The organism is Pigmentiphaga sp. H8 (genome assembly GCF_003854895.1).
Classification (GTDB): Bacteria; Pseudomonadota; Gammaproteobacteria; order Burkholderiales; family Burkholderiaceae_B; genus Pigmentiphaga.
In genome coordinates this window covers 5,541,388-5,559,260 of the sequence record NZ_CP033966.1, presented here as the reverse complement: position 1 = coordinate 5,559,260, position 17,873 = coordinate 5,541,388, and the positions used below count along the sequence as shown (strand labels likewise).

Sequence of the window (17,873 nt, the reverse complement as noted above, 5' to 3'; positions counted from 1 at the left end):
AGAACCCATGATCCGGAGCGCCTTTGCCATTGCCACGCTGGCCTTTGCCGCCGGCTGCGCCGCCCCCGCGCCCGCCTCCGACTCCCAGCCCGCGGCGCAGGCGCCGCAGGGACAGTGCCAGGCCGACGCGGCCCAGTCCCTGGTCGGCCAGCAACTCAGCTCGGTACTGATCGAGGAGGCCCGCAAGGCCTCCGGCGCCGGCAGCGCGCGCGTGCTGCGTCCGGGGCAGGCCATCACCATGGAGTTCAATCCGTTCCGGGTGAACGTCGAGGTCAATCGGCGCGAGGCCGTGACGGCGATACGCTGCGGCTGAGGACGGCCTTTTTCAGTCCGGCGTGGGCTTGCCCAGCGGCGCGTGCCCGCGCAGCGCCGAGGCCGCTTCCTCGATATAGGTGGCCAGCGCCCGCGCCTCGGGACTGAGCGGCCGGATGGACGAATAGTAGATCTCGGTCCACAGTTCGATGCGGGGCCGGAACGGCCGGGTGACGACGTCGGGGAAGATGCCGGTGGACAGCAGCATGGGATTGATCAGGCCGATGCCCACGTCCTGCTGCACCAGCGCGCATACGCCCATGGACGTGCTGGCGAAGATGGTCTTGGGCACGCTGACGCCCGCTTCCTGCAAGGTGGCGCGCACCAGGATGGAAGTGGGCGATTCCTCGGGCAGGGCGATGACGGTGGCGCCCACCAGGTCTTCCGGACGAACCACGGACTTGGCCACCAGCGGATGGCGCCGATGCAGGGCGGCCACCAGCAAGTCCTCGGAGATCGTGTGGCGTTCGCACAGGTCGACGCTGCTGGCCGTGTTGGGCGCGGGCGGATTGGTCACGCCCAGGTCCACCTCGTGGTGGGCCACCGACTCCAGCACCTTGGGCGGGCCTTCCACGCGCAGGTGCACGTTGACGTCGGGATGGCTTTCCTTGAAGCGCTGGATGGCGCTGGGCAGGATGGCGATCAGCGGCGGGGCGTGCGCCGCGACGATGACGGTACGCACCGACCCCTGGTCCAGCGCATAGGCCTCGTCCAGCGCCCATTCCAGGTGCTTGGCCGCCTGCTCGGCGCGTGGCAGCAGCCGGCGCGCCGCGGCCGTGGGCTCGAGGCGTCCGTGCGCCAGCGTGAACAGCGCGACGCCGGTTTCCCGCTCCATCAGCCGCAGGGTCTTGCTGACCGCTGCCTTGGATATGCCCAGCCGCAGCGCGGCCTCGCCCATGCCGCGGCTGCGCATGAGGGTGGCGAAGATCTGGAAATGGCGGCTGTTCAGGAGGCGTGACACGGTGTGGAAGCGGTTCGTGGCCCGGCAACGGGCAGGTGGGAAATTGTTAACCTCTGGTTAACAAGAAATGCCATTGTCACACATCGCCGCTGCCTACAATTTCAGCATGGACGAGCCGGAACGCCCAGACTTGGCAGGCCGGCCGTCGCTGTCCAACCCTTTACGAGATCGATGTGATGATGCGCAAGCTGTTTTCCGTGGTGGCCGTGTCGGCCCTGGTTCCCGTGGCCGCGATGGCCGACACCTTCCCGTCCAAGCCCGTGACCATCGTGGTGTCGGTGCCGGCCGGCGGCACCATCGACGCGATCGCGCGCATGGTCGCCAAGGACATGGGCGAGTCGCTGGGCAAGCAATTCGTGGTCGAGAACCGGCCGGGCGCCAACGGCAACATCGCCGCCGACTACGTGCGCCGCGCTCCGGCGGACGGCTACACGCTGCTGATGCTGGCGTCGAGCACGCTGGCCCTGGGCCCGTACGTGATGCAGAACGTGCCGTTCGACCCGATCAAGGATTTCGCCCCGGTGGCGATGACGGCGGGCCTGAACATGGCGCTGCTGGTCAACCCCAAGGTGGGCGTCTCGGACGTCAAGGGCCTGATCGAGAAGATGAAGGCCAACCCGGGCAAGCTGAACTACTCGTCCACCGGCAACGGCTCGTTCCCGCACGTGGCCGGCGCGCTGCTGAACCTAGAAACCCATACCGACGCGACCCACGTGCCCTACAAGGGCCTGGCGCCTTCCATCCAGGACCTGCTGGCGGGCCAGGTGGACTTCACCTTCGATTCGGGCAGCGCCGTGCACGTCAAGTCGGGCAAGCTCAAGGCCCTGGCGGTGATCGGACCCAAGCGCGCCGCCGCCCTGCCCGACGTGCCCACCTTCCGCGAAGCCGGCCTGCCCGAGCTGGAGAAGGTCAGCGGCTGGCACGGCGTGTTCGCCCCGGCCGGCACCCCGGCCGACGTGATCAAGCGCTTGAACGCCGAGATCAACAAGAGCCTGAAGAAGCCCGCTTCGATCGAGCGCATCCAGGCGATGGGCTTCGAAAGCGTGGCGACCACGCCCGAAGAACTCGGCAACGCGCTGCGCACCGAATACAAGAACTTCGGCGACCTGATCGCCAAGACCAAGATCTCGGCGTACTGATCCGCGTCCCGGCCGGCGCGCCGCGCGCCGGCCGTCCCTTCTTCCTGCTTTCCGCATCACCGCGCATGGGGTGAGGGCCGTGCTCACCCCGGCCGCCCCGCGCGGACCGGACGGAGCCGATGTCCATGCCCAGCTTCCATTTCGAAACCACGCCTCGCATCGTCTGCGAGCGCGGGGCCGCCCTCCGGCTGGCCCAGATCCTCCAGGCCGGCGGCCACCGCCGCGCGTTTCTCGTTACCGATCCCGGACTGGTCGCGGCCGGGCTGATCGATGCGCCCGCCGCGGCCCTGCGCGCCGCGGGCCTGCACGTGGCCGTGTACGACCGCGTGCAGGCGGACCCGCCCGAGCACGTGGTGCTGGAGGCGGCGCAGGCCGCCCGCGACGACCGCGCCGACTGCGTGATCGGCCTGGGCGGCGGCAGTTCGCTCGACACCGCCAAGCTGGTGGCCCTGCTGGCGGCCAATCCGCAGCCGCTGGCCGACATCTACGGCCCGCAGCGCGCCCGCGGGCCGCGCCTGCCGCTGATCCAGGTGCCGACCACCGCGGGCACCGGGTCCGAAGTCACGCCCACCTCGGTCGTCTCCACGCCCGACCACCAGAAGCGCGGCGTGATCAGTTCGCTGCTGTTTCCCGACGTGGCGGTGCTGGATGCCGCGCTGACGGCGGCGCTGCCGCCCGGGCCCACGGCGATGACCGGCATCGACGCCATGGTCCACGCCATCGAGGCCTATACGACCCGGCACAAGAAGAACCCCATGTCGGACATGCTGGCGATGCGCGCGCTGCAACTGCTGCACGGCCACCTGGGCGGCGCGGTGCGGCAGGGCGGCGATCTGGAAAGCCGGGAAGCCATGCTGCTGGGATCGCTGCTGGCGGGCATGGCCTTCGCCAACGCCCCGGTGGCCGCGATCCATGCGCTGGCCCATCCGCTGGGCAGCCACTTCCACGTGCCGCACGGACTGGCCAATTCGCTGGTCATGGTCCCCATCCTGCGGTTCAACCTGCCGGTGGCCGAAGCGGCGTATGCCGAACTGGCGCGCGCGCTGGATCCGGGCGTGCGCGACGCGGCCGATGCCGAGGCGGCGCTGGCCTTCATCGCCGCCATGCAGGCCCACGTGACGGCGTCGCCCATTCCGCAGCGGCTGCGCGACGTGGGGGTCGGCGAATCCGATCTGCCGGCGCTGGCCGAGGCGGCGATGACCGTGGACCGCCTGTTGATGAACAACCCCCGCGACCTGACCCGCGACGACGCGCTCGCGATCTATACCCAGGCCTTCTAGCGCCCGGCCTTTCATGGAACCCTGACATGACCGAACACATCCAGACCCTGATCGCCGGCTCCTGGCGCGACGCCTCGGGCCCCCGTTACGTGACCGAATACCCCGCCGACGGCAGCGAGGTCGCCACGCTGCACGCGGCCAACGCCGACGACGTGGACCAGGCCGTGCGCGCCGCCGAGGCCGCGCGCCTGCGCCCCGAGTGGGCCGGCCTGAAGCCGCACGAGCGCGGCGCCATCCTGTCCCGCATCGCCGCCGGCATCCGGGCCCGGGCCGAGGAACTGGCGCAGCTGCAGCGCCTGGACAATGGCAAGCCCATCAACGAGACGCGCGCGCTGGTGGCCAGCGCGGCCGGCACCTTCCAGTTCTTCGCCGCGGCTTGCGAGACGTTGGAAGATACCATCACCCCGTCCCGCGGCGACTACGTCAGCATGAGCGTGCACGAGCCGCTGGGCGTGGTGGGCGCCATCACCCCGTGGAACTCGCCCATCGCCAGCGAGGCGCAGAAGCTGGCGCCCGCCCTGGCGGCCGGCTGCGCGGTCGTGTTCAAGCCCGCCGAGATCACGCCGCGCATGGCCATCGAACTGGCCCGCATCGCGCAGCAGGCGGGCGTGCCCGACGGCATCCTGAGCGTGGTGCCCGGCAAGGGCTCGGTGGTCGGCGACGCGCTGGTGCGCCATCCGCTGATCCGCCGCATCGCCTTCACCGGCGGCACCACCGTCGGCCTGGGTATCGCCCGGCTGGCGGCCGAGCGCCTGATGCCGACGTCGCTGGAACTGGGCGGCAAGTCGCCCACCATCGTCTGCGCCGACGCCGACCTGGACCACGCGGTGGCCGGCGTGCTGTACGGCATCTTCAGTTCGTCGGGCGAATCGTGCATTGCCGGGTCGCGCGCCTTCGTGCACGCCAGCGTGTATGAAGCCTTCAAGGAACGCCTGCTGGCGGGCGTGCGGGCGCTGCGCGTAGGGGACCCGGCCAGCGAGCAGACCCAGATGGGGCCGCTGGTCAGCCGCGCCCATCGCGAATCGGTGGAACGCTATGTGCAACTGGGTGTGGACGAGGGCGGCAGGGTGCTGGCCGGCGGCCAGCGGCCCGCGGGCGCCGGCTACGAGCGCGGCAGCTACTACCTGCCCACCGTGATCGAAGGCCTGCCCAACGAGGCCCGCATGTGCCAGGAGGAAATCTTCGGCCCGGTGCTGGCGCTGCTGCCGTGGACCGACGAGGCCGACCTGATCGCCCAGTGCAACGACAGCGTGTTCGGCCTCGCCTCGGGCATCTGGACGGGAGACTACAAGACGGCCTGGCGCCTGGGCGCCGCGCTGCAGACGGGCACCGTCTGGGTCAACACCTACAAGCTGTTCTCGGTCAGCACGCCCTTCGGCGGCGTGAAAATGAGCGGTACGGGGCGCGAGAAGGGCCGGCTGGGGATCCTGGAATACACCAACCAGAAAAGCTACTACTGGGGCATGAACGCGGCGCCGCTGCCATGGAGCCGGTAACACGTAACCTCGTCTATCTGAGCATTTGCAAGAGATGTATGTATTGTTAACGTAGTGAGTGCATCTCACATTCCCTCTGTAGACTTTCGCCGCTAGTAAACGCTTACAACAAAAATTGGCCTGGCCGACCGTCAGGCCAGCGGATTCTAAACAGGGGGAATCATGAAACACGAATCTACGCTGGGCGAGAGCCCCGCGGGCGGCCGCGCGCGCGTCGGCCAGTCCCGGCTGCCGGCCCTGCTGGCGGCGCTTGGCGCGTCGCTGGTGCTGGCCGCATGCGGCGGCGGCGATGGCTCGTCGAACGCCAATCCGGGGCAGCCGACCAATCCCGAACCGCCCACCAACCCCGAGCCGCCGGCCACGGCCACCGGCAAGGTAACCGGAAAGGTCATCAACAGCCTGACCGGCGAGGCCATCCAGAACGCCCGCGTCACCAATGGCTCGGCCAGCGCCACGTCCAATGCCCAGGGCGAGTTCGAACTGGCCGGTGTCGCGCCCGCCAGCCGGACGGTGATCCGCGTCAACGCCACCGGCTATGGCGAGGGCCTGCCCACCGCCGCCGTGGTCGCCAACCAGACCACCAGCATGGCTTCGGTCGAACTGCAGCCGGTGGACGTGACGGGCGGCGGCGACGCCGCCACGGCCATTACCGTGACCGCGCCCAACACACCGGCATCGGTCTCGCTGCCTGCCAACGGACTGGTCCGTCCCAACGGCACGCCCGCCACGGGCAGGGTCTCGGTCGCGCTGAACGCGGTGAACCCGGCCCTGAACGTCAACGCCATGCCCGGCCAGTACCTGGTCGCGACCGCCGGCGGTGGCACCGGCGTCATGGAAAGCTGGGGCGCGATCAACGTGACCCTGCAGAACGCCGCGGGTGAACGCCTGAACCTGGCGCCCGGCAAGACCGCGACCATCCGCATTCCGGTCGCTACCCGCAGCGCCAGCAACCCCGCCACGATTCCGCTGTTCTACTTCGACGAGGCGACCGGCTTCTGGAAGCAGGAAGGCTCGGCCACGCTGGCAGGTTCGGGCGCCGACCAGTACTACGAGGGCACCGTCAGCCACTTCACGTACTGGAATGCCGACCAGCTGATGAACACGGTCTACGTGAACGGCTGCGTGGCCGACGACGCGGGCGCATCGTCGCTGGCGAACATTCTGGTGACCTCGGACGGCATCGATTACTCCAGCTCGTCGTCCGTGCGTACCGATGCCCAGGGCAAGTTCCGCATCGCGATGAAGAAGGGCGGCAAGGCCACGCTGTTCGCGCAACAGGGCGTCAAACTGTCCAATACCGTGTCGGTGGGGCCGTTCGCCGCGGACACCACGCTGACAGAATGCCTGTCGTTGACGACGCTGACCGACGCCATCAGCATCAAGCTGACCTGGGGCGCCCGGCCCCTGGACGTGGATTCGCACCTGTTCACGCCGGATGGCACCGAGATCTACTTCTCCAACAAGGGCAGCCTGGGCACCGACCCCTTCGTCAATCTGGACGTCGATGACACCACTGGCTTCGGCCCCGAGGTGGTGACCATCCGCAAGCTGATGGTGGGCACTTACACCTACGCGCTCTACAACTACTCGGGCACCTATGATCCCGGCATGACCGGCTCCCCGGTTCGTGTCGAGCTCAACAACAAGGGTTCGCTGTCGGTGTTCGGTCCGACTTCGGGAGAAGTCTCCGGTTCGACCCGGTGGTGGACTGTGTTCAAGCTGAACGTGGATGCAAGCTGCCGGGTAACCGTCAACCGTGTCGGCGCGTGGTCCAGCGCCGAGCCGGAGCCCGCGGTCGTGACTCGCCGCTACTGCGCGGCACCTTGAGGAATGGGATGGGCGGCGGTTTTCCCGTGAGGTCCGCCGCCTGATCCCGTCATTCCTGCCTGGGGGCGGGCGCCGCCTGCGGCGTGCGCGCCATCCAGGCGATCAGCGACGAGCGCATCGCCTCTTCCACCGTCATGTCGATGGGCGTGACCCACGAAAGCGGCACGAACACGGTATAGCCGCCGATCATGTAGCCCATCGGCAGGTAGACGGCCACCCGCTCGCCGGGCAGGAAGCCCTCGGGCAGGCCGGCCGTGCTGCGCCGGGTGACCAGCCCCACCAGTTCGAATTCCTGGCCAGGCATGCGCAGGATGACGACCTGCTGCCCGCCCTGGCTGGTGCTGGGCGTGAAATAGTCGGCGAAGCTCTTGAGCGAGGAATAGATGCTCTTGACCACCGGGATGCTGGTGAACGGCCATTCGACGTAGGACAGCAGGCGGCGCACCCGGTGCTTGGACACCAGCATGCCGACGGCGACGATGCCGAGCACGCCCAGGATCAGGCCCATGCCGGGAAAGTAGAAGCCGCCGACGAAGGGGCGGAGCACCGCCAGCGCGAGCGCCTCCATCCAGGCTACGCACACGTACAGCAGGTACAGCGTCAACGCCAGCGGCAGGATGGTGATCAGGCCACGGAAAAAATACTTGTAGACGTTTTTCATCTCGGACTCCTGCGGCACCAGGGAAGCCGCCCCGCGCGGCGGTGGCCGGGGCGCCAAGCATAGCAGCAGAATGCGCGCGGCCAGGGGCCGCGCGGAGACCAGGGGAAACAGGCCCTAAGCGGGAACGCGGTAGCGGACTATGCCGTCGTCGCCGCTCTCGCGGGCGATCACGCCCTGGTAATACAGCATGTGCAGGTGGGCGATGGCCTCGCCCAGCGCGAAGGTCATCTGGTGCAGGTCCAGCTTGCGCTTGAACAGCACGGGCACGACGTCGTAGGCCGACGCGGCCTGGCCGGTACAGGCTTGCTTGACCCGTGCCAGGTGGTCGGCGTGGTGGGCGTGCTGCTGCGCGATGCGCGTATGGATGCCGACGAAGGGCCGTCCGTGCGAGGGCAGCACCAGCGCGTCGGCCGGCACGTGGGCATAGCCGCTGAGCGAATCCAGGTAGAGCTGGAGCGGATTGCTTTCGGGGTCGATGTCCGTGACGCTGACGTTGGTCGAGATGCGCGGCAGCACCATGTCGCCGGAAATGACGATGTTCAGTTCCTTGCAATACAGCGAGATGTGCTCGGGCGCGTGCCCGTAGCCGGCGATGGCATGCCACTCGTGGCCGCCGATGCGCAATACGTCGCGGTCCATGATGCGGTTGAACTGGGCGGGGACCTGGGGCACCAGCTGCGGGTAGTAGCGGGTACGGGCGCGCACGCCGTCCAGCGAGGCCGGGTCGGTCATGCCGTTGCGGGCGAAGTGGGCGGCCATGCGTTCGCCCCCCGAGATGGCCTTGCCTTCGATGAACAGGTGGGCGGTCAGGAAGTCGGTGGCGCTCATCTGCAGGGGAACGCCCCATTTCTCGGTCAGCCAGTGGGCCAGGCCGATGTGGTCGGGGTGCATGTGGGTGACGATGACCCGCACTACCGGCAGCCCGTCGAGCTGGGAGGCGAAGACCTGTTCCCACAGCGCCTTGACCTCGTCGCGGGCGACGCCGCAGTCGACGATGGTCCAGCCGTCGCGCCCCTCGAAGCGGTCGCGCAGCAGCCACAGGTTGATGTGATCCAGCGCGAAGGGCAGGGGCATGCGGATCCAGCGGATGCCGGGCGCGACCTCGATGGCGGCGCCGGCCTCGGGCAGGGTATCGCCCAGCGGATACTTCAGTTCGTGTTCGAGAGGATTCATGGCGGGTGGGCCTGGCCGGTTCGTGCGGCGCTGCCGGGGCAGGTCTAAAATGGGCAGGCCACTTGTTGGTAAATTACAGCTAGTGTACCTAGGTGCCGGCGGATGCCTTCCCGGAGCGCAGCCGCCGCCCTTGCCCGTGGCGCCCGCCGCTTTTCAGAGTCAGGAGTCGAAGATGTCGGATCCCGTTGTTATCGTATCGGCCGCCCGTACCCCCATGGGCGCCATGTTGGGCGAGCTTTCAGGGCTTTCCGCCAACCAGTTGGGCGCAGTCGCGATCAAGGCGGCCATCGAGCGTTCGGGTCTGAAGCCCGAACAGATCCAGGAAGTGCTGATGGGCAACGTGCTGCAAGCCGGCCAGGGCCAGGCTCCGGCCCGCCAGGCCGCGCTGGGCGCGGGCCTGCCGCTCGGCACCAGTTGTTCCACCATCAACAAGATCTGCGGGTCGGGCATGAAGGCCACGATGCTGGCGCACGACCTGCTGCTGGCCGGCAGCGCCCAGGTCGCGCTGGCGGGCGGCATGGAAAGCATGAGCAACGCCCCCTATCTGCTGCCCAAGGCGCGCCAGGGCTACCGCTACGGCCACGCCACCATGTACGACCACATGGCGATGGACGGCCTGGAAGACGCCTATGACAAGGGCCGCGCCATGGGCGTGTTCGCCGAGGACTGCGCCGCCAAGTACAGCTTCACCCGCGAGCAGCAGGACGCCTATTCGCTCGAGTCGCTGCGCCGCGCCAAGGCCGCCAGCGAGGACGGCAGCTTCGAATGGGAAATCGCGCCGGTCACCGTGGCCGACCGCAAGGGCGAGAAGATCATCGCGCGCGACGAGGCCCCGTACAAGGCCATGCCCGAGAAGGTCCCCACCCTCAAGCCGGCGTTCAAGAAGGATGGCACCGTCACCGCCGCCAACTCCTCGTCGATCTCGGACGGCGCCGCCGCCCTGGTGCTGATGCGTGCCTCCACCGCCGAAAAGCTGGGCGTCGCGCCGCTGGCCCGCGTGGTTGCCCATGCGCAGCATTCGCAGGAGCCGCAATGGTTCACCACCGCACCCGTGGGCGCGCTGGCCACGCTGTTCGCCAAGACCGGCTGGAAGCCGGGCGACGTCGACCTGTACGAGATCAACGAAGCCTTCGCCGTGGTGACCATGGCCGCGATGGCCGAGCACAAGCTGCCGCACGAGAAGGTCAACGTGCACGGCGGCGCCACCGCTCTGGGCCACCCCATCGGCGCCAGCGGCGCGCGGCTGATCGCCACCCTGCTGGGGGCGATGCGCCAGCGCAATGCCAAGCGCGGCGTGGCCTCGCTGTGCATAGGCGGCGGCGAAGCCACGGCCATGGCTTTCGAACTGATCTGATCGCCAGGGCTGCATGACGCAACACCCATCGGCCGGCGGCAAGCCGGCCGGCATCGGCGCGGGCAGCCCTGGGGCCGCCCGCGCGTCCGCGGGCGCCGAGGGCGACGCGGTCAAGCCCAGCGATGCCTACGTGCAGTCCTTCGCGCGCGGATTGGCCGTCATCCGGGCCTTCAACGCCGAACGGCCCGCCATGACCCTGACCGAGGTGGCCGAGGCCGCCGGGCTGACGCGGGCGGGCGCGCGCCGCATCCTGCTGACGCTGGTGCAACTGGGCTACGTGGCCACGGAAGGCCGGCAGTTCCGGCTCACGCCCCGCATCCTGGAACTGGGCTTCGCCTACCTGACCTCCATGCCGTTCTGGGACCTGGCCGAGCCCATCATGGAGCAACTGACCAACGAGGCGCACCAGTCCTGCTCGGCCACCGTGCTGGACGGGACCGACATCGTCTACGTGCTGCGCATCCCGACCGGGCGCATCATGTCCATCAACCTCGGGATAGGCAGCCGCCTGCCCGCCTACTGCTCGGCCATGGGGCGCGTGCTGCTGGCCGGCCTGGCCGACGCCGAGATCGACGCGGCGCTGGCCAGGTCCGACCTGCGGGCCCATACGCCGTTGACGGTGACCGACCCGGCGCAGCTCAAGGCCGCCATCCTGAAGGTGCGCGAGCAGGGCTGGTCGCTGGTGGATCGCGAGCTCGAGACCGGACTGGTCGCCATCGCCGCGCCCATCCGCGATCGCAGCGGCCGCACCGTGGCCGCCCTGAACCTGAGCGGCCAGGCGCACCTCGTGACCGCGCGGCAGATGCAGGACGAACTGTTGCCGCTGCTGTGCCGAGCCGCCGAACGCATCAACGACCTGATGAAGCGCGTGTAATGGAGCACCCATGACCGAACCCTATGCATGCGCGCCGCTGATCCGCGAGATCGGCCGCGGCAAGGACGGTTCGCGCGCACTGGCGCGCGAGCAGGCCGGCGCATTGATGGGCGCCATCCTGGATGGCCGGGTCTCCGAACTGGAGCTGGGCGCGGTGCTGCTGGCCCTGCGCATGAAGGGCGAGTCCGTGTCCGAGGTGGCCGGTTTCCTGGACGCGGCCGAGGCGCGGATGGCGCGCGTCCAGGCGCCGGCCGGCCGGCCCGTGGTGGTCCTGCCCACCTACAACGGCTCGCGCCATGCGCCCAATCTCGTGCCGCTGCTGGCCTGGAGCGTGGCGCAGGCCGGCCTGCCGGTGTTGCTGCACGGGCAGGCCTCCGATCCGGCCCGGCCGGGCGCGGGTTCGAATGCCGCGCGGGTGCCCACCATCGACATCCTGGAGCAACTCGGCATCGGGGCCTCGCCCGATGCCGCGGCCGCCTCGCGGGCGCTGAGCGACCGCGGGCTGGCCTATCTGCCGCTGGCCGTCGCCAGTCCGGGGCTGGCCCGGGTCGTGGGCCTGCGCCGCATCCTGGGCGTGCGCAACGTCGCGCACACGCTGGCCAAGCTGCTGCGCCCGGTGCAAGGCCCCAGCCTGCTGCTGTCCGCCTATACCCATCCCGAATTCGGCGCCATGCTGGCCGAGCTGTTCGCGCTGCGGCGCGAGGCGGCGTTGCTGATGCGCGCCACCGAGGGCGAGGCGGTCGCCAATACCCGCCGCGCGCAGCGCATCGCAAGCTGGCTGGATGGCGCCGAGACCACTGTCGTGGAAGGCGCCGAGCGCGCCGAGGCCGAGCTGCCGGCCCTGCCCGCGCGCGAGGCGGCCCCCACGGCGGCCTGGGTGCGGGCGATCCAGCAGGGACAGGCGCCGCTGCCGGCCGCCATCGCGGCCCAGCGCGACGCCATCGTCGATGCCGCGGCGCGCATGGGGCGGGCCGCATGACGCCGCGCCGGGGCATCGTCCTGTTCGCGCACGGCTCGCGCGATCCGCAATGGGCCCGGCCCATGGACGGGCTGGCCCAGGCGCTGCGCGCGCGCGATCCCGGCACGCCGGTCGAGATCGCCTTCCTGGAATTGATGCCGCCCACCCTGCCCGAGGCCATCGCTGTCCTGGCCGGCCGGGGAGTGGCCGAGATCGCCGTCCTGCCGGTATTCTGGGCGGCGGGCGCGCACGTGACGCGTGACCTGGCGCGCCTGCTGGACGAGGCGCGTGCGGCGCATCCCGCGCTGCGGTTCGCGTCGCTGCCGGTATTGTCCGAACTACCCGGCGTGCTGGATGCCGTGGCCGAGGCGGCTCTGCGCCCGGCCACGGATCCGGGTTCGCCGGCCTAGCGTTCTTTCCTCGTTCGAATCCTTGCACCCGTACACGGAGATTTCCACCATGATGACCATCTGGGGCCGCCTGACTTCCATCAACGTTTCCAAGGCGGTGTGGGCCGCGCGCGAACTGGGCCTGCAGTTCGACCGCATCGACGTGGGCGGTCCCTACGGCGGGCTGGACAAGCCCGAGTACGTGGCCCTGAACCCCAACAGCAAGATCCCCACGCTGGACGACAACGGCTACATCCTGTGGGAATCGAATTCCATCGTGCGCTACCTGGCCGCCCAGTACGGCGCCGGCACGCTGTGGCCCACCGATCCGCGCGAGCGCGGTCTGAGCGACCGCTGGCTGGACTGGCAGGCCACCGAGTTCGGACCCGCCATGGGACCGGCCTTCATCGGCCTGATCCGCACGCCGGAAGACAAGCGCAATCCTCAGGCCATCGCCGAGTCCGTGGCGCGCGGCAACAAGCTGATCCTGCTGCTGGAGAAATTCCTGTCCGACGGCCGCCAGTACCTGGCGGGCGACCGCTTCACCATCGGCGACATCGCCGTCGGCTGCGCCATCGACCGCTGGTTCCTGCTGCCCATCGAGCGCCCGGCCACGCCGCTGCTGGCGCAATGGCACAAGCGCGTCAGCAGCCGGCCGTCGGCGCAGGGCGTGCTCGGGCAGGAATTGAAGTAACGGCACGCCGCGGGCAGGTGCCGCAGTAATACCTGCGGCATTGGATTTGCGCCGCGAATTTGTATTAGACACACCGTCGCCCCGCATCCAGAATTTCCTCTCCCTCGGGGGCATGAAGCTCCGTGTTCCCCGGGGCCTTGCCGAGAGGTGAACGATGCCTGCGTTGCGATTCCGTCTGCTGCCCGTATTCACGTGGGCCATTGCTTCGATGGCCTGTACCGGATTTGCCGCCGCGGCGCAGACCTACCCTGCCCGCATGGTGAAGCTGGTGGTGCCGTTTCCCCCGGCGGGCAGCGGCGACGTTGCCGCCCGCCTGCTGGCCGAGCGGCTCGGTCCCGTCTGGGGCGTACCCATCGTGGTCGAGAACAAGCCCGGCGCCGCGGCGATGATAGGCGCCGATGCCGTGGCCAAGGCCGCGCCTGACGGCTATACCTTGCTGGTCGCGCCGAACAATCTGCAGACCATGAACCCGGCGATGTACAAGTCGATGCCGTTCGACGCCGAGAAAGCGTTCCGGTCGGTGGCGTTGATCGGGACCACGCCCTTCGCCCTGGTGGCCGGCCCCGGCATCGACGCCGGATCGGTTTCCGAACTCGTGGCGTTGGCGAAGTCCCGGCCGGGCGGGCTCTCTTATGCCTCGTCCGGCGTGGGCAGCGTCCAGCACCTGGCCGGCGAACTGTTCCGCTCGATGGCGGGCGTCCCCTTGACCCACATTCCCTACAAGGGCGGCGCGCCGGCCGTGGTCGGCTTGTTGTCCGGCCAGGTCGATCTCTATTTCGGCGCGGCCACGGCTGTCCTGCCCCAGGTCAAGGCCGGCAAGCTCAAGCCCCTGGCGGTCACGGGTTCCGCGCGCACCGCGCTGCTTCCCGGTGTGCCGACCATGGACGAGGCGGGTGTGAAGGGCTATGTCAGCGAGCCCTGGATCGGACTGCTTGCTCCGGCCGGCACGCCCGATGCCGTGGTGGCCCGGATCAACCGCGATCTGCGGACCGTGATGGCCGATCCCGATCTGGTAACCAAGCTGGCCGAACAGGGGATCGACGCCGCGCCCGGCACGCCCGAGGCGCTCGACCGGCGCATCGCGACCGAGCGCCGGCTTTGGTCCCGGGTCATCGCCGAAGCGCGCATCAGCGCCGATTGACCGCATCGCTTCTTTCATGCGGCGCATGGGCGCCGCCGCAAAACCGGAGATTCGCCATGACGGCAGCCGTCCAGCCCGGTGACACGGGCCCCAAGCATCTGCTCAATTCGATCCAGGACTACGTGGATGCGTTCCACGCGCTTTACCAGGAAGGGAAACCCTCGTTCTTCGAGGTCTCGGGACCGCTGCCGGCCACGGGCCGGACGGACACCGCGCTGGCCGCCACGCCCAATCTTACGGTGATCCTGAAGTGCTACGAGGCATGCGGCGAGAACACCCTGCACGCGCATACGACCGAGGACCACGTATTCATCGTATTGAAGGGCGAGGTCAATTTCTACGGGCCCGGCGGCGAGGTGCGGACCTTCGGGCCGCTGCACGGCGTGATGTTGCCGCGCGGCACCTTCTACCGCTTCCGCGCCTCGGAAGGCGAACCGCTGGTCATGCTGCGCATAGGCTGCTCGGCGCAGCAGGGCGGCGACATGTTTGCGCGCATAGGCGCGGATGGCAGACAGATGGACGGCAACTCCGCGCAGAACGGCCACGTCGAACCGGTGCTGTCGGGCATGTACTTCGGGCCCGGGCATGATGGCCATTGAAGCGGCGCGGGCGCTGCCGGCTTCCCGCCGGCCCACGGTCTTCATCGTGCGCGATCATACGATGGAGGAACTGCTGGACAGGCTTGCGGCCCAGTTGCGCGGACGCGGGATCGAGGTGGCCCGCGGGCCGGCCAATACTCCCGGCGTGGTCGTGCCCACGCCGGCCGGCGTGGGCCTGGAGCATGCCGACATCGCGGTATTCAGCTCCCGCTGGCAGTGCAACCGCCAGACCCTGGCGCAGGCCGTTCGCCTGAGGGCGGTGGTCAACGCCACCATAGGCCTGGAAACCGTGGACCTGCAGGCCGCCGCCGACCTGGGCATCATCGTCGGCCATGGCGGCGCGCCCGAACACATCACCAGCATGGCCGAGGCCTCGATCATGCTGATGCTGAACCTGCTGTACGGCCTGCGCCGGTCGGAGTCCTGGATGTCCGGCTGGCGGCCGCGGCCCTACGATGGCAAGGCCCATGCGAGCATGATGTGCGGCGCGACCATAGGCCTGGTCGGCCTGGGGCGTATCGGCCGTGCGGTGATGGAGCGCCTGCAGGCGTTCGGCGCCCGGATAGTGGCCTACAGCCCCCGCGCGGATCGCAGCCAGATTCCCGATGGCGTGCGGCTGACCGACCTGGACACCGTGATGCGCGAATCCGACCTGGTCGGTGTGTTCGTCGCGGTGCGTCCCGACAACCGGGGATTGATCGGCGCCCGCCAGATCGCGCTGATGAAGCCGACGGCCTACCTGGTGAACGTGGCGCGCGGCGATGCGCTGGACGAGGAGGCGCTGGCGCGGGCACTGCGGGCTGGAGAGATCGCGGGCGCGGCGCTGGACACCTTCGCGGTCGAACCCCTGCCGCAGGACAGTCCGTTGCGCGGCCTTCCCAACGTCATCCTGACGCCGCACGTGGTCGGCCATACGCGCCAAAGCATGGACTCCGTGCTGCGGGTCGCCGTCGACAACATCACGAGCGTGCTGCGCGGCGATCTGCCCACGGTGTGCAAAAATCCCGAGATCGAGCCCGCCTGGCGCGGGAGACTTGCCGCGCTTGCCTGAACCGGTACCGGTAGGCGTCCTCTGGAGGAGGGGTTTCCGGGCATGATCGAGCTACGGCATCTGCGGTATTTCGTCGTCGTCGCGGAGGAGCTGCATTTCAGCCGCGCCGCCGCGCGCCTGAACATGTCGCAGCCTCCGCTAAGCCAGCAGATCAAGATGCTGGAGGCCATGATCGGCGCGCGGCTGTTCGTGCGCACCAAGCGATCTGTCGTGCTGACGAACGCGGGCAGGGATTTGTACGAGCAGGTCGTGCCCTGGCTGCGCCGCCTGCCGGAGATTTCCGAGCAGGCCCGCCGCATCGGCGACGGCGAACAGGGCAATCTGGTCGTCGCGTGCAGCTTCACGACCTGCCGGGGAACGTTGCCGAAGATCATCCGGACGTTCACCGCCCGCTATCCCTCTATCTCCGTGCGATTGCAGGAAACGCCCAATGACGCCCAGATCGACGAGTTGATGCGCGGCCTGGTCGACGTGGCGGTGATGCGCCTGCCGGTTTCCCATGCCGAGCTCGAGGCCGCGCCGCTCTACGACGAAGCGCTGGTCGTGGCGCTGCCGCGGGGCCACGCGCTGGCGGGGCGGCACCGCCTCCGGCTGGGGGACCTGGAGGGGCAGACCTTCGTCAACGCGAGCCGGCGGCCGGTCGGGCTTTTCCAGTCGGTGACCGCGCTGTGCCGCAAGGCGGGGTTCGAGGCTCGGGTCCTGAACATATCGGCGAATGCGAATACGGCGGTGGGACTGGTCGGCGTGGGGATGGGGATCGCCCTGGTTCCCGAATCCATGCGCCACGTGGCGGCCCAGGACGTGGTGTTCCGGCCCCTGGCCGATTCGCCCCGGTCCACGGTCGCTGCCGTGCGCCGGCGCGATCATGCGTCGGCGGCGACTCAGCTGTTCATGGATATCGTCGCGGATGAACTGGCGGGCCGGTAAGGCCGGCGTGCCCGCCTAGAACTCCAGCCGGGCGTGGGGCCAGTTCCCCGCGCGCACCTGGTCGGCGATGACCTGCTGCAGGGAGGCGATCAGCACCTCCGTGGCGCGCGAGGGCGGGCGGTCCGCCGCGCGGGCCAGGATGCGGCGCAGCCGCAACCCCTCGACCGGGATCGCGGCAAGCTGGCCCGCATCGATCTCGGACTTCACGACGGCGGCGAAGTGCACGGTCATGCCCAGGCCTTCGCGGACCAGCCGCGAGGCGACCGTGATGGTCTCCACCTCCACCACGCTTTCCAGCTCGACGCCCGCGTGCGCGGCGGCGGCTTCCAGTTCCAGGCGGACTCCCGACTTGGGGACGCCCGTCATCACCAGCGGCACGCCCGCCAGGCGCTGGAGCGGCAGGCTCTTGCCGCGCAGGCGCGCATCGTTGGCCGGTCCGATCAGACAGAGCGCCTCGGTCATCAGCGGCGTGGCATGCAGGTTGGCGAGCTGCATGGGACCGTTCAGGATCGCGACGTCCACCGAGCCCTGGCCCAGCATGTCGTGCAGCGATTGCGAGAACCCTTCGATGATGCGCAGCCGCACGTCCGGATAGCGGGCCCGCATGGCTTGGGTGAGCGGCGCCGCCAGCAGCAGGGCCAGCGCGGGCGACAGGCCGATCGCCACCGGTCCGCGCGGATCGCGCTGGCGCGCGATCAGGTCCTGTTTGACCTGTTCGGCGTAGCGCAGCAGGAAGGAGGCGCGTTCCAGCAGGAACAGCGCCTCGGCGGTGGGCGCCGCCCCGCGCGGATGGCGTTCGAACAATTGCACCCCCAGTTCGTCTTCCAGCAGCTTGATCTGGCGGCTGAGCGCCGGCTGCGCCACGTGCAGGATGCTGGATGCCCGGCCGTAGTGCTGCTGCGTGGCCAGCACCACGAAATACCGGAGTTGTCTCAGGTCCATGCGGGCTCTCCCGGGGTGTCGAGCTTCATATCATTTTGTTATCAGGATGGTCGAAAAATGGTAATGGACGCATGGGAAAGGTGTCCATAGAGTGC

General features: G+C 69.1%; 18 protein-coding genes. 14 read left to right on the top strand and 4 right to left on the bottom strand.

The genetic code is table 11. The features are described from left to right. Positions 1–7: 7 nt before the first annotated feature. Positions 8–313 carry an I78 family peptidase inhibitor gene (locus EGT29_RS26240; protein WP_124691758.1) on the top strand — a complete coding sequence of 102 codons (306 nt, stop codon included), beginning with the start codon at positions 8–10 and terminating at the stop codon, positions 311–313. Between the two features lie 12 nt (positions 314–325). On the opposite strand, the gene EGT29_RS26235 is transcribed toward EGT29_RS26240, so the two are convergent. After that, positions 326–1,273 carry a LysR family transcriptional regulator gene (locus tag EGT29_RS26235; protein ID WP_124691757.1) on the bottom strand — a complete coding sequence of 316 codons (948 nt, stop codon included), beginning with the start codon at positions 1,271–1,273 and terminating at the stop codon, positions 326–328. Between the two features lie 176 nt (positions 1,274–1,449). On the opposite strand from EGT29_RS26235, the gene EGT29_RS26230 reads away from it, so the two are divergent. The 4 genes from EGT29_RS26230 (at position 1,450) to EGT29_RS26215 (ending at position 7,015) form a co-directional block, all read left to right on the top strand. Beyond that, positions 1,450–2,412 (top strand): tripartite tricarboxylate transporter substrate binding protein, encoded by a 963-nt coding sequence (locus EGT29_RS26230; protein ID WP_124691756.1) that lies wholly within the window; start codon positions 1,450–1,452, stop codon positions 2,410–2,412. 125 nt (positions 2,413–2,537) lie between these two features. After that, positions 2,538–3,692, top strand: coding sequence for an iron-containing alcohol dehydrogenase (locus EGT29_RS26225; RefSeq protein ID WP_124691755.1), 1,155 nt, complete (start codon positions 2,538–2,540; stop codon positions 3,690–3,692). Between the two features lie 26 nt (positions 3,693–3,718). Further along, positions 3,719–5,188: an aldehyde dehydrogenase gene (locus EGT29_RS26220; protein ID WP_124691754.1), complete on the top strand. Its 1,470-nt coding sequence runs from the start codon at positions 3,719–3,721 to the stop codon at positions 5,186–5,188. A gap of 162 nt (positions 5,189–5,350) precedes the next feature. Beyond that, the gene (locus EGT29_RS26215) at positions 5,351–7,015 is read left to right on the top strand and encodes a carboxypeptidase regulatory-like domain-containing protein (RefSeq protein ID WP_124691753.1); all 1,665 of its coding nucleotides are present in this window, start codon (positions 5,351–5,353) and stop codon (positions 7,013–7,015) included. Between the two features lie 49 nt (positions 7,016–7,064). Here EGT29_RS26215 and EGT29_RS26210 read toward each other — a convergent pair whose 3' ends face one another. Both EGT29_RS26210 and EGT29_RS26205 read right to left on the bottom strand, forming a co-directional pair. Beyond that, positions 7,065–7,676, bottom strand: coding sequence for a DUF502 domain-containing protein (locus EGT29_RS26210; protein ID WP_124691752.1), 612 nt, complete (start codon positions 7,674–7,676; stop codon positions 7,065–7,067). A gap of 114 nt (positions 7,677–7,790) precedes the next feature. Next, positions 7,791–8,849 carry an MBL fold metallo-hydrolase gene (locus EGT29_RS26205; protein ID WP_124691751.1) on the bottom strand — a complete coding sequence of 353 codons (1,059 nt, stop codon included), beginning with the start codon at positions 8,847–8,849 and terminating at the stop codon, positions 7,791–7,793. Positions 8,850–9,021: 172 nt separating this feature from the next. On the opposite strand from EGT29_RS26205, the gene EGT29_RS26200 reads away from it, so the two are divergent. The 9 genes from EGT29_RS26200 (at position 9,022) to EGT29_RS26160 (ending at position 16,836) form a co-directional block, all read left to right on the top strand. Beyond that, positions 9,022–10,203 carry an acetyl-CoA C-acetyltransferase gene (locus EGT29_RS26200; protein WP_124691750.1) on the top strand — a complete coding sequence of 394 codons (1,182 nt, stop codon included), beginning with the start codon at positions 9,022–9,024 and terminating at the stop codon, positions 10,201–10,203. Between the two features lie 13 nt (positions 10,204–10,216). Further along, on the top strand, positions 10,217–11,077 hold the full coding sequence (locus EGT29_RS26195) for an IclR family transcriptional regulator (RefSeq protein WP_124691749.1): 861 nt from the start codon (positions 10,217–10,219) through the stop codon (positions 11,075–11,077). Positions 11,078–11,087: 10 nt separating this feature from the next. Continuing rightward, a complete protein-coding gene (ybiB, locus tag EGT29_RS26190) occupies positions 11,088–12,056 on the top strand; it encodes a DNA-binding protein YbiB (RefSeq protein ID WP_124691748.1) in 969 nt (322 codons plus the stop codon). Next, on the top strand, positions 12,053–12,445 hold the full coding sequence (locus EGT29_RS26185) for a sirohydrochlorin chelatase (protein WP_124691747.1): 393 nt from the start codon (positions 12,053–12,055) through the stop codon (positions 12,443–12,445). Before ybiB ends, EGT29_RS26185 begins: the two co-directional genes overlap by 4 nt. Before the next feature lie 49 nt (positions 12,446–12,494). Then, positions 12,495–13,118 carry a glutathione S-transferase family protein gene (locus EGT29_RS26180; RefSeq protein ID WP_124691746.1) on the top strand — a complete coding sequence of 208 codons (624 nt, stop codon included), beginning with the start codon at positions 12,495–12,497 and terminating at the stop codon, positions 13,116–13,118. A gap of 154 nt (positions 13,119–13,272) precedes the next feature. Further along, positions 13,273–14,259 (top strand): tripartite tricarboxylate transporter substrate binding protein, encoded by a 987-nt coding sequence (locus EGT29_RS26175; RefSeq protein ID WP_238160215.1) that lies wholly within the window; start codon positions 13,273–13,275, stop codon positions 14,257–14,259. Between the two features lie 56 nt (positions 14,260–14,315). Then, the gene (locus EGT29_RS26170) at positions 14,316–14,858 is read left to right on the top strand and encodes a cupin domain-containing protein (protein WP_124691745.1); all 543 of its coding nucleotides are present in this window, start codon (positions 14,316–14,318) and stop codon (positions 14,856–14,858) included. Then, the gene (locus tag EGT29_RS26165) at positions 14,845–15,909 is read left to right on the top strand and encodes an NAD(P)-dependent oxidoreductase (protein ID WP_161567986.1); all 1,065 of its coding nucleotides are present in this window, start codon (positions 14,845–14,847) and stop codon (positions 15,907–15,909) included. The genes EGT29_RS26170 and EGT29_RS26165 overlap by 14 nt, the downstream gene beginning before the upstream one ends. 42 nt (positions 15,910–15,951) lie before the next feature. Then, positions 15,952–16,836, top strand: coding sequence for a LysR family transcriptional regulator (locus tag EGT29_RS26160; RefSeq protein WP_124691743.1), 885 nt, complete (start codon positions 15,952–15,954; stop codon positions 16,834–16,836). A gap of 15 nt (positions 16,837–16,851) precedes the next feature. On the opposite strand, the gene EGT29_RS26155 is transcribed toward EGT29_RS26160, so the two are convergent. Next, entirely contained in the window at positions 16,852–17,778 is a 927-nt protein-coding gene (locus EGT29_RS26155; RefSeq protein WP_124691742.1) for a LysR family transcriptional regulator, read from the bottom strand. Between the last annotated feature and the right edge of the window lie 95 nt (positions 17,779–17,873).

Excerpts from the sequence above, each read along its gene's own strand:
- ybiB (WP_124691748.1), top strand. The coding sequence starts at position 11,088 with ATGACCGAACCCTATGCATGCGCGCCGCTGATCCGCGAGATCGGCCGC.
- EGT29_RS26155 (WP_124691742.1), bottom strand. The coding sequence starts at position 17,778 with ATGGACCTGAGACAACTCCGGTATTTCGTGGTGCTGGCCACGCAGCAG.
- EGT29_RS26215 (WP_124691753.1), top strand. The coding sequence starts at position 5,351 with ATGAAACACGAATCTACGCTGGGCGAGAGCCCCGCGGGCGGCCGCGCG.
- EGT29_RS26185 (WP_124691747.1), top strand. The coding sequence starts at position 12,053 with ATGACGCCGCGCCGGGGCATCGTCCTGTTCGCGCACGGCTCGCGCGAT.
- EGT29_RS26225 (WP_124691755.1), top strand. The coding sequence starts at position 2,538 with ATGCCCAGCTTCCATTTCGAAACCACGCCTCGCATCGTCTGCGAGCGC.
- EGT29_RS26160 (WP_124691743.1), top strand. The coding sequence starts at position 15,952 with ATGATCGAGCTACGGCATCTGCGGTATTTCGTCGTCGTCGCGGAGGAG.
- EGT29_RS26180 (WP_124691746.1), top strand. The coding sequence starts at position 12,495 with ATGATGACCATCTGGGGCCGCCTGACTTCCATCAACGTTTCCAAGGCG.
- EGT29_RS26170 (WP_124691745.1), top strand. The coding sequence starts at position 14,316 with ATGACGGCAGCCGTCCAGCCCGGTGACACGGGCCCCAAGCATCTGCTC.
- EGT29_RS26165 (WP_161567986.1), top strand. The coding sequence starts at position 14,845 with ATGATGGCCATTGAAGCGGCGCGGGCGCTGCCGGCTTCCCGCCGGCCC.
- EGT29_RS26200 (WP_124691750.1), top strand. The coding sequence starts at position 9,022 with ATGTCGGATCCCGTTGTTATCGTATCGGCCGCCCGTACCCCCATGGGC.
- EGT29_RS26240 (WP_124691758.1), top strand. The coding sequence starts at position 8 with ATGATCCGGAGCGCCTTTGCCATTGCCACGCTGGCCTTTGCCGCCGGC.
- EGT29_RS26210 (WP_124691752.1), bottom strand. The coding sequence starts at position 7,676 with ATGAAAAACGTCTACAAGTATTTTTTCCGTGGCCTGATCACCATCCTG.
- EGT29_RS26205 (WP_124691751.1), bottom strand. The coding sequence starts at position 8,849 with ATGAATCCTCTCGAACACGAACTGAAGTATCCGCTGGGCGATACCCTG.
- EGT29_RS26220 (WP_124691754.1), top strand. The coding sequence starts at position 3,719 with ATGACCGAACACATCCAGACCCTGATCGCCGGCTCCTGGCGCGACGCC.
- EGT29_RS26195 (WP_124691749.1), top strand. The coding sequence starts at position 10,217 with ATGACGCAACACCCATCGGCCGGCGGCAAGCCGGCCGGCATCGGCGCG.
- EGT29_RS26175 (WP_238160215.1), top strand. The coding sequence starts at position 13,273 with ATGCCTGCGTTGCGATTCCGTCTGCTGCCCGTATTCACGTGGGCCATT.
- EGT29_RS26230 (WP_124691756.1), top strand. The coding sequence starts at position 1,450 with ATGATGCGCAAGCTGTTTTCCGTGGTGGCCGTGTCGGCCCTGGTTCCC.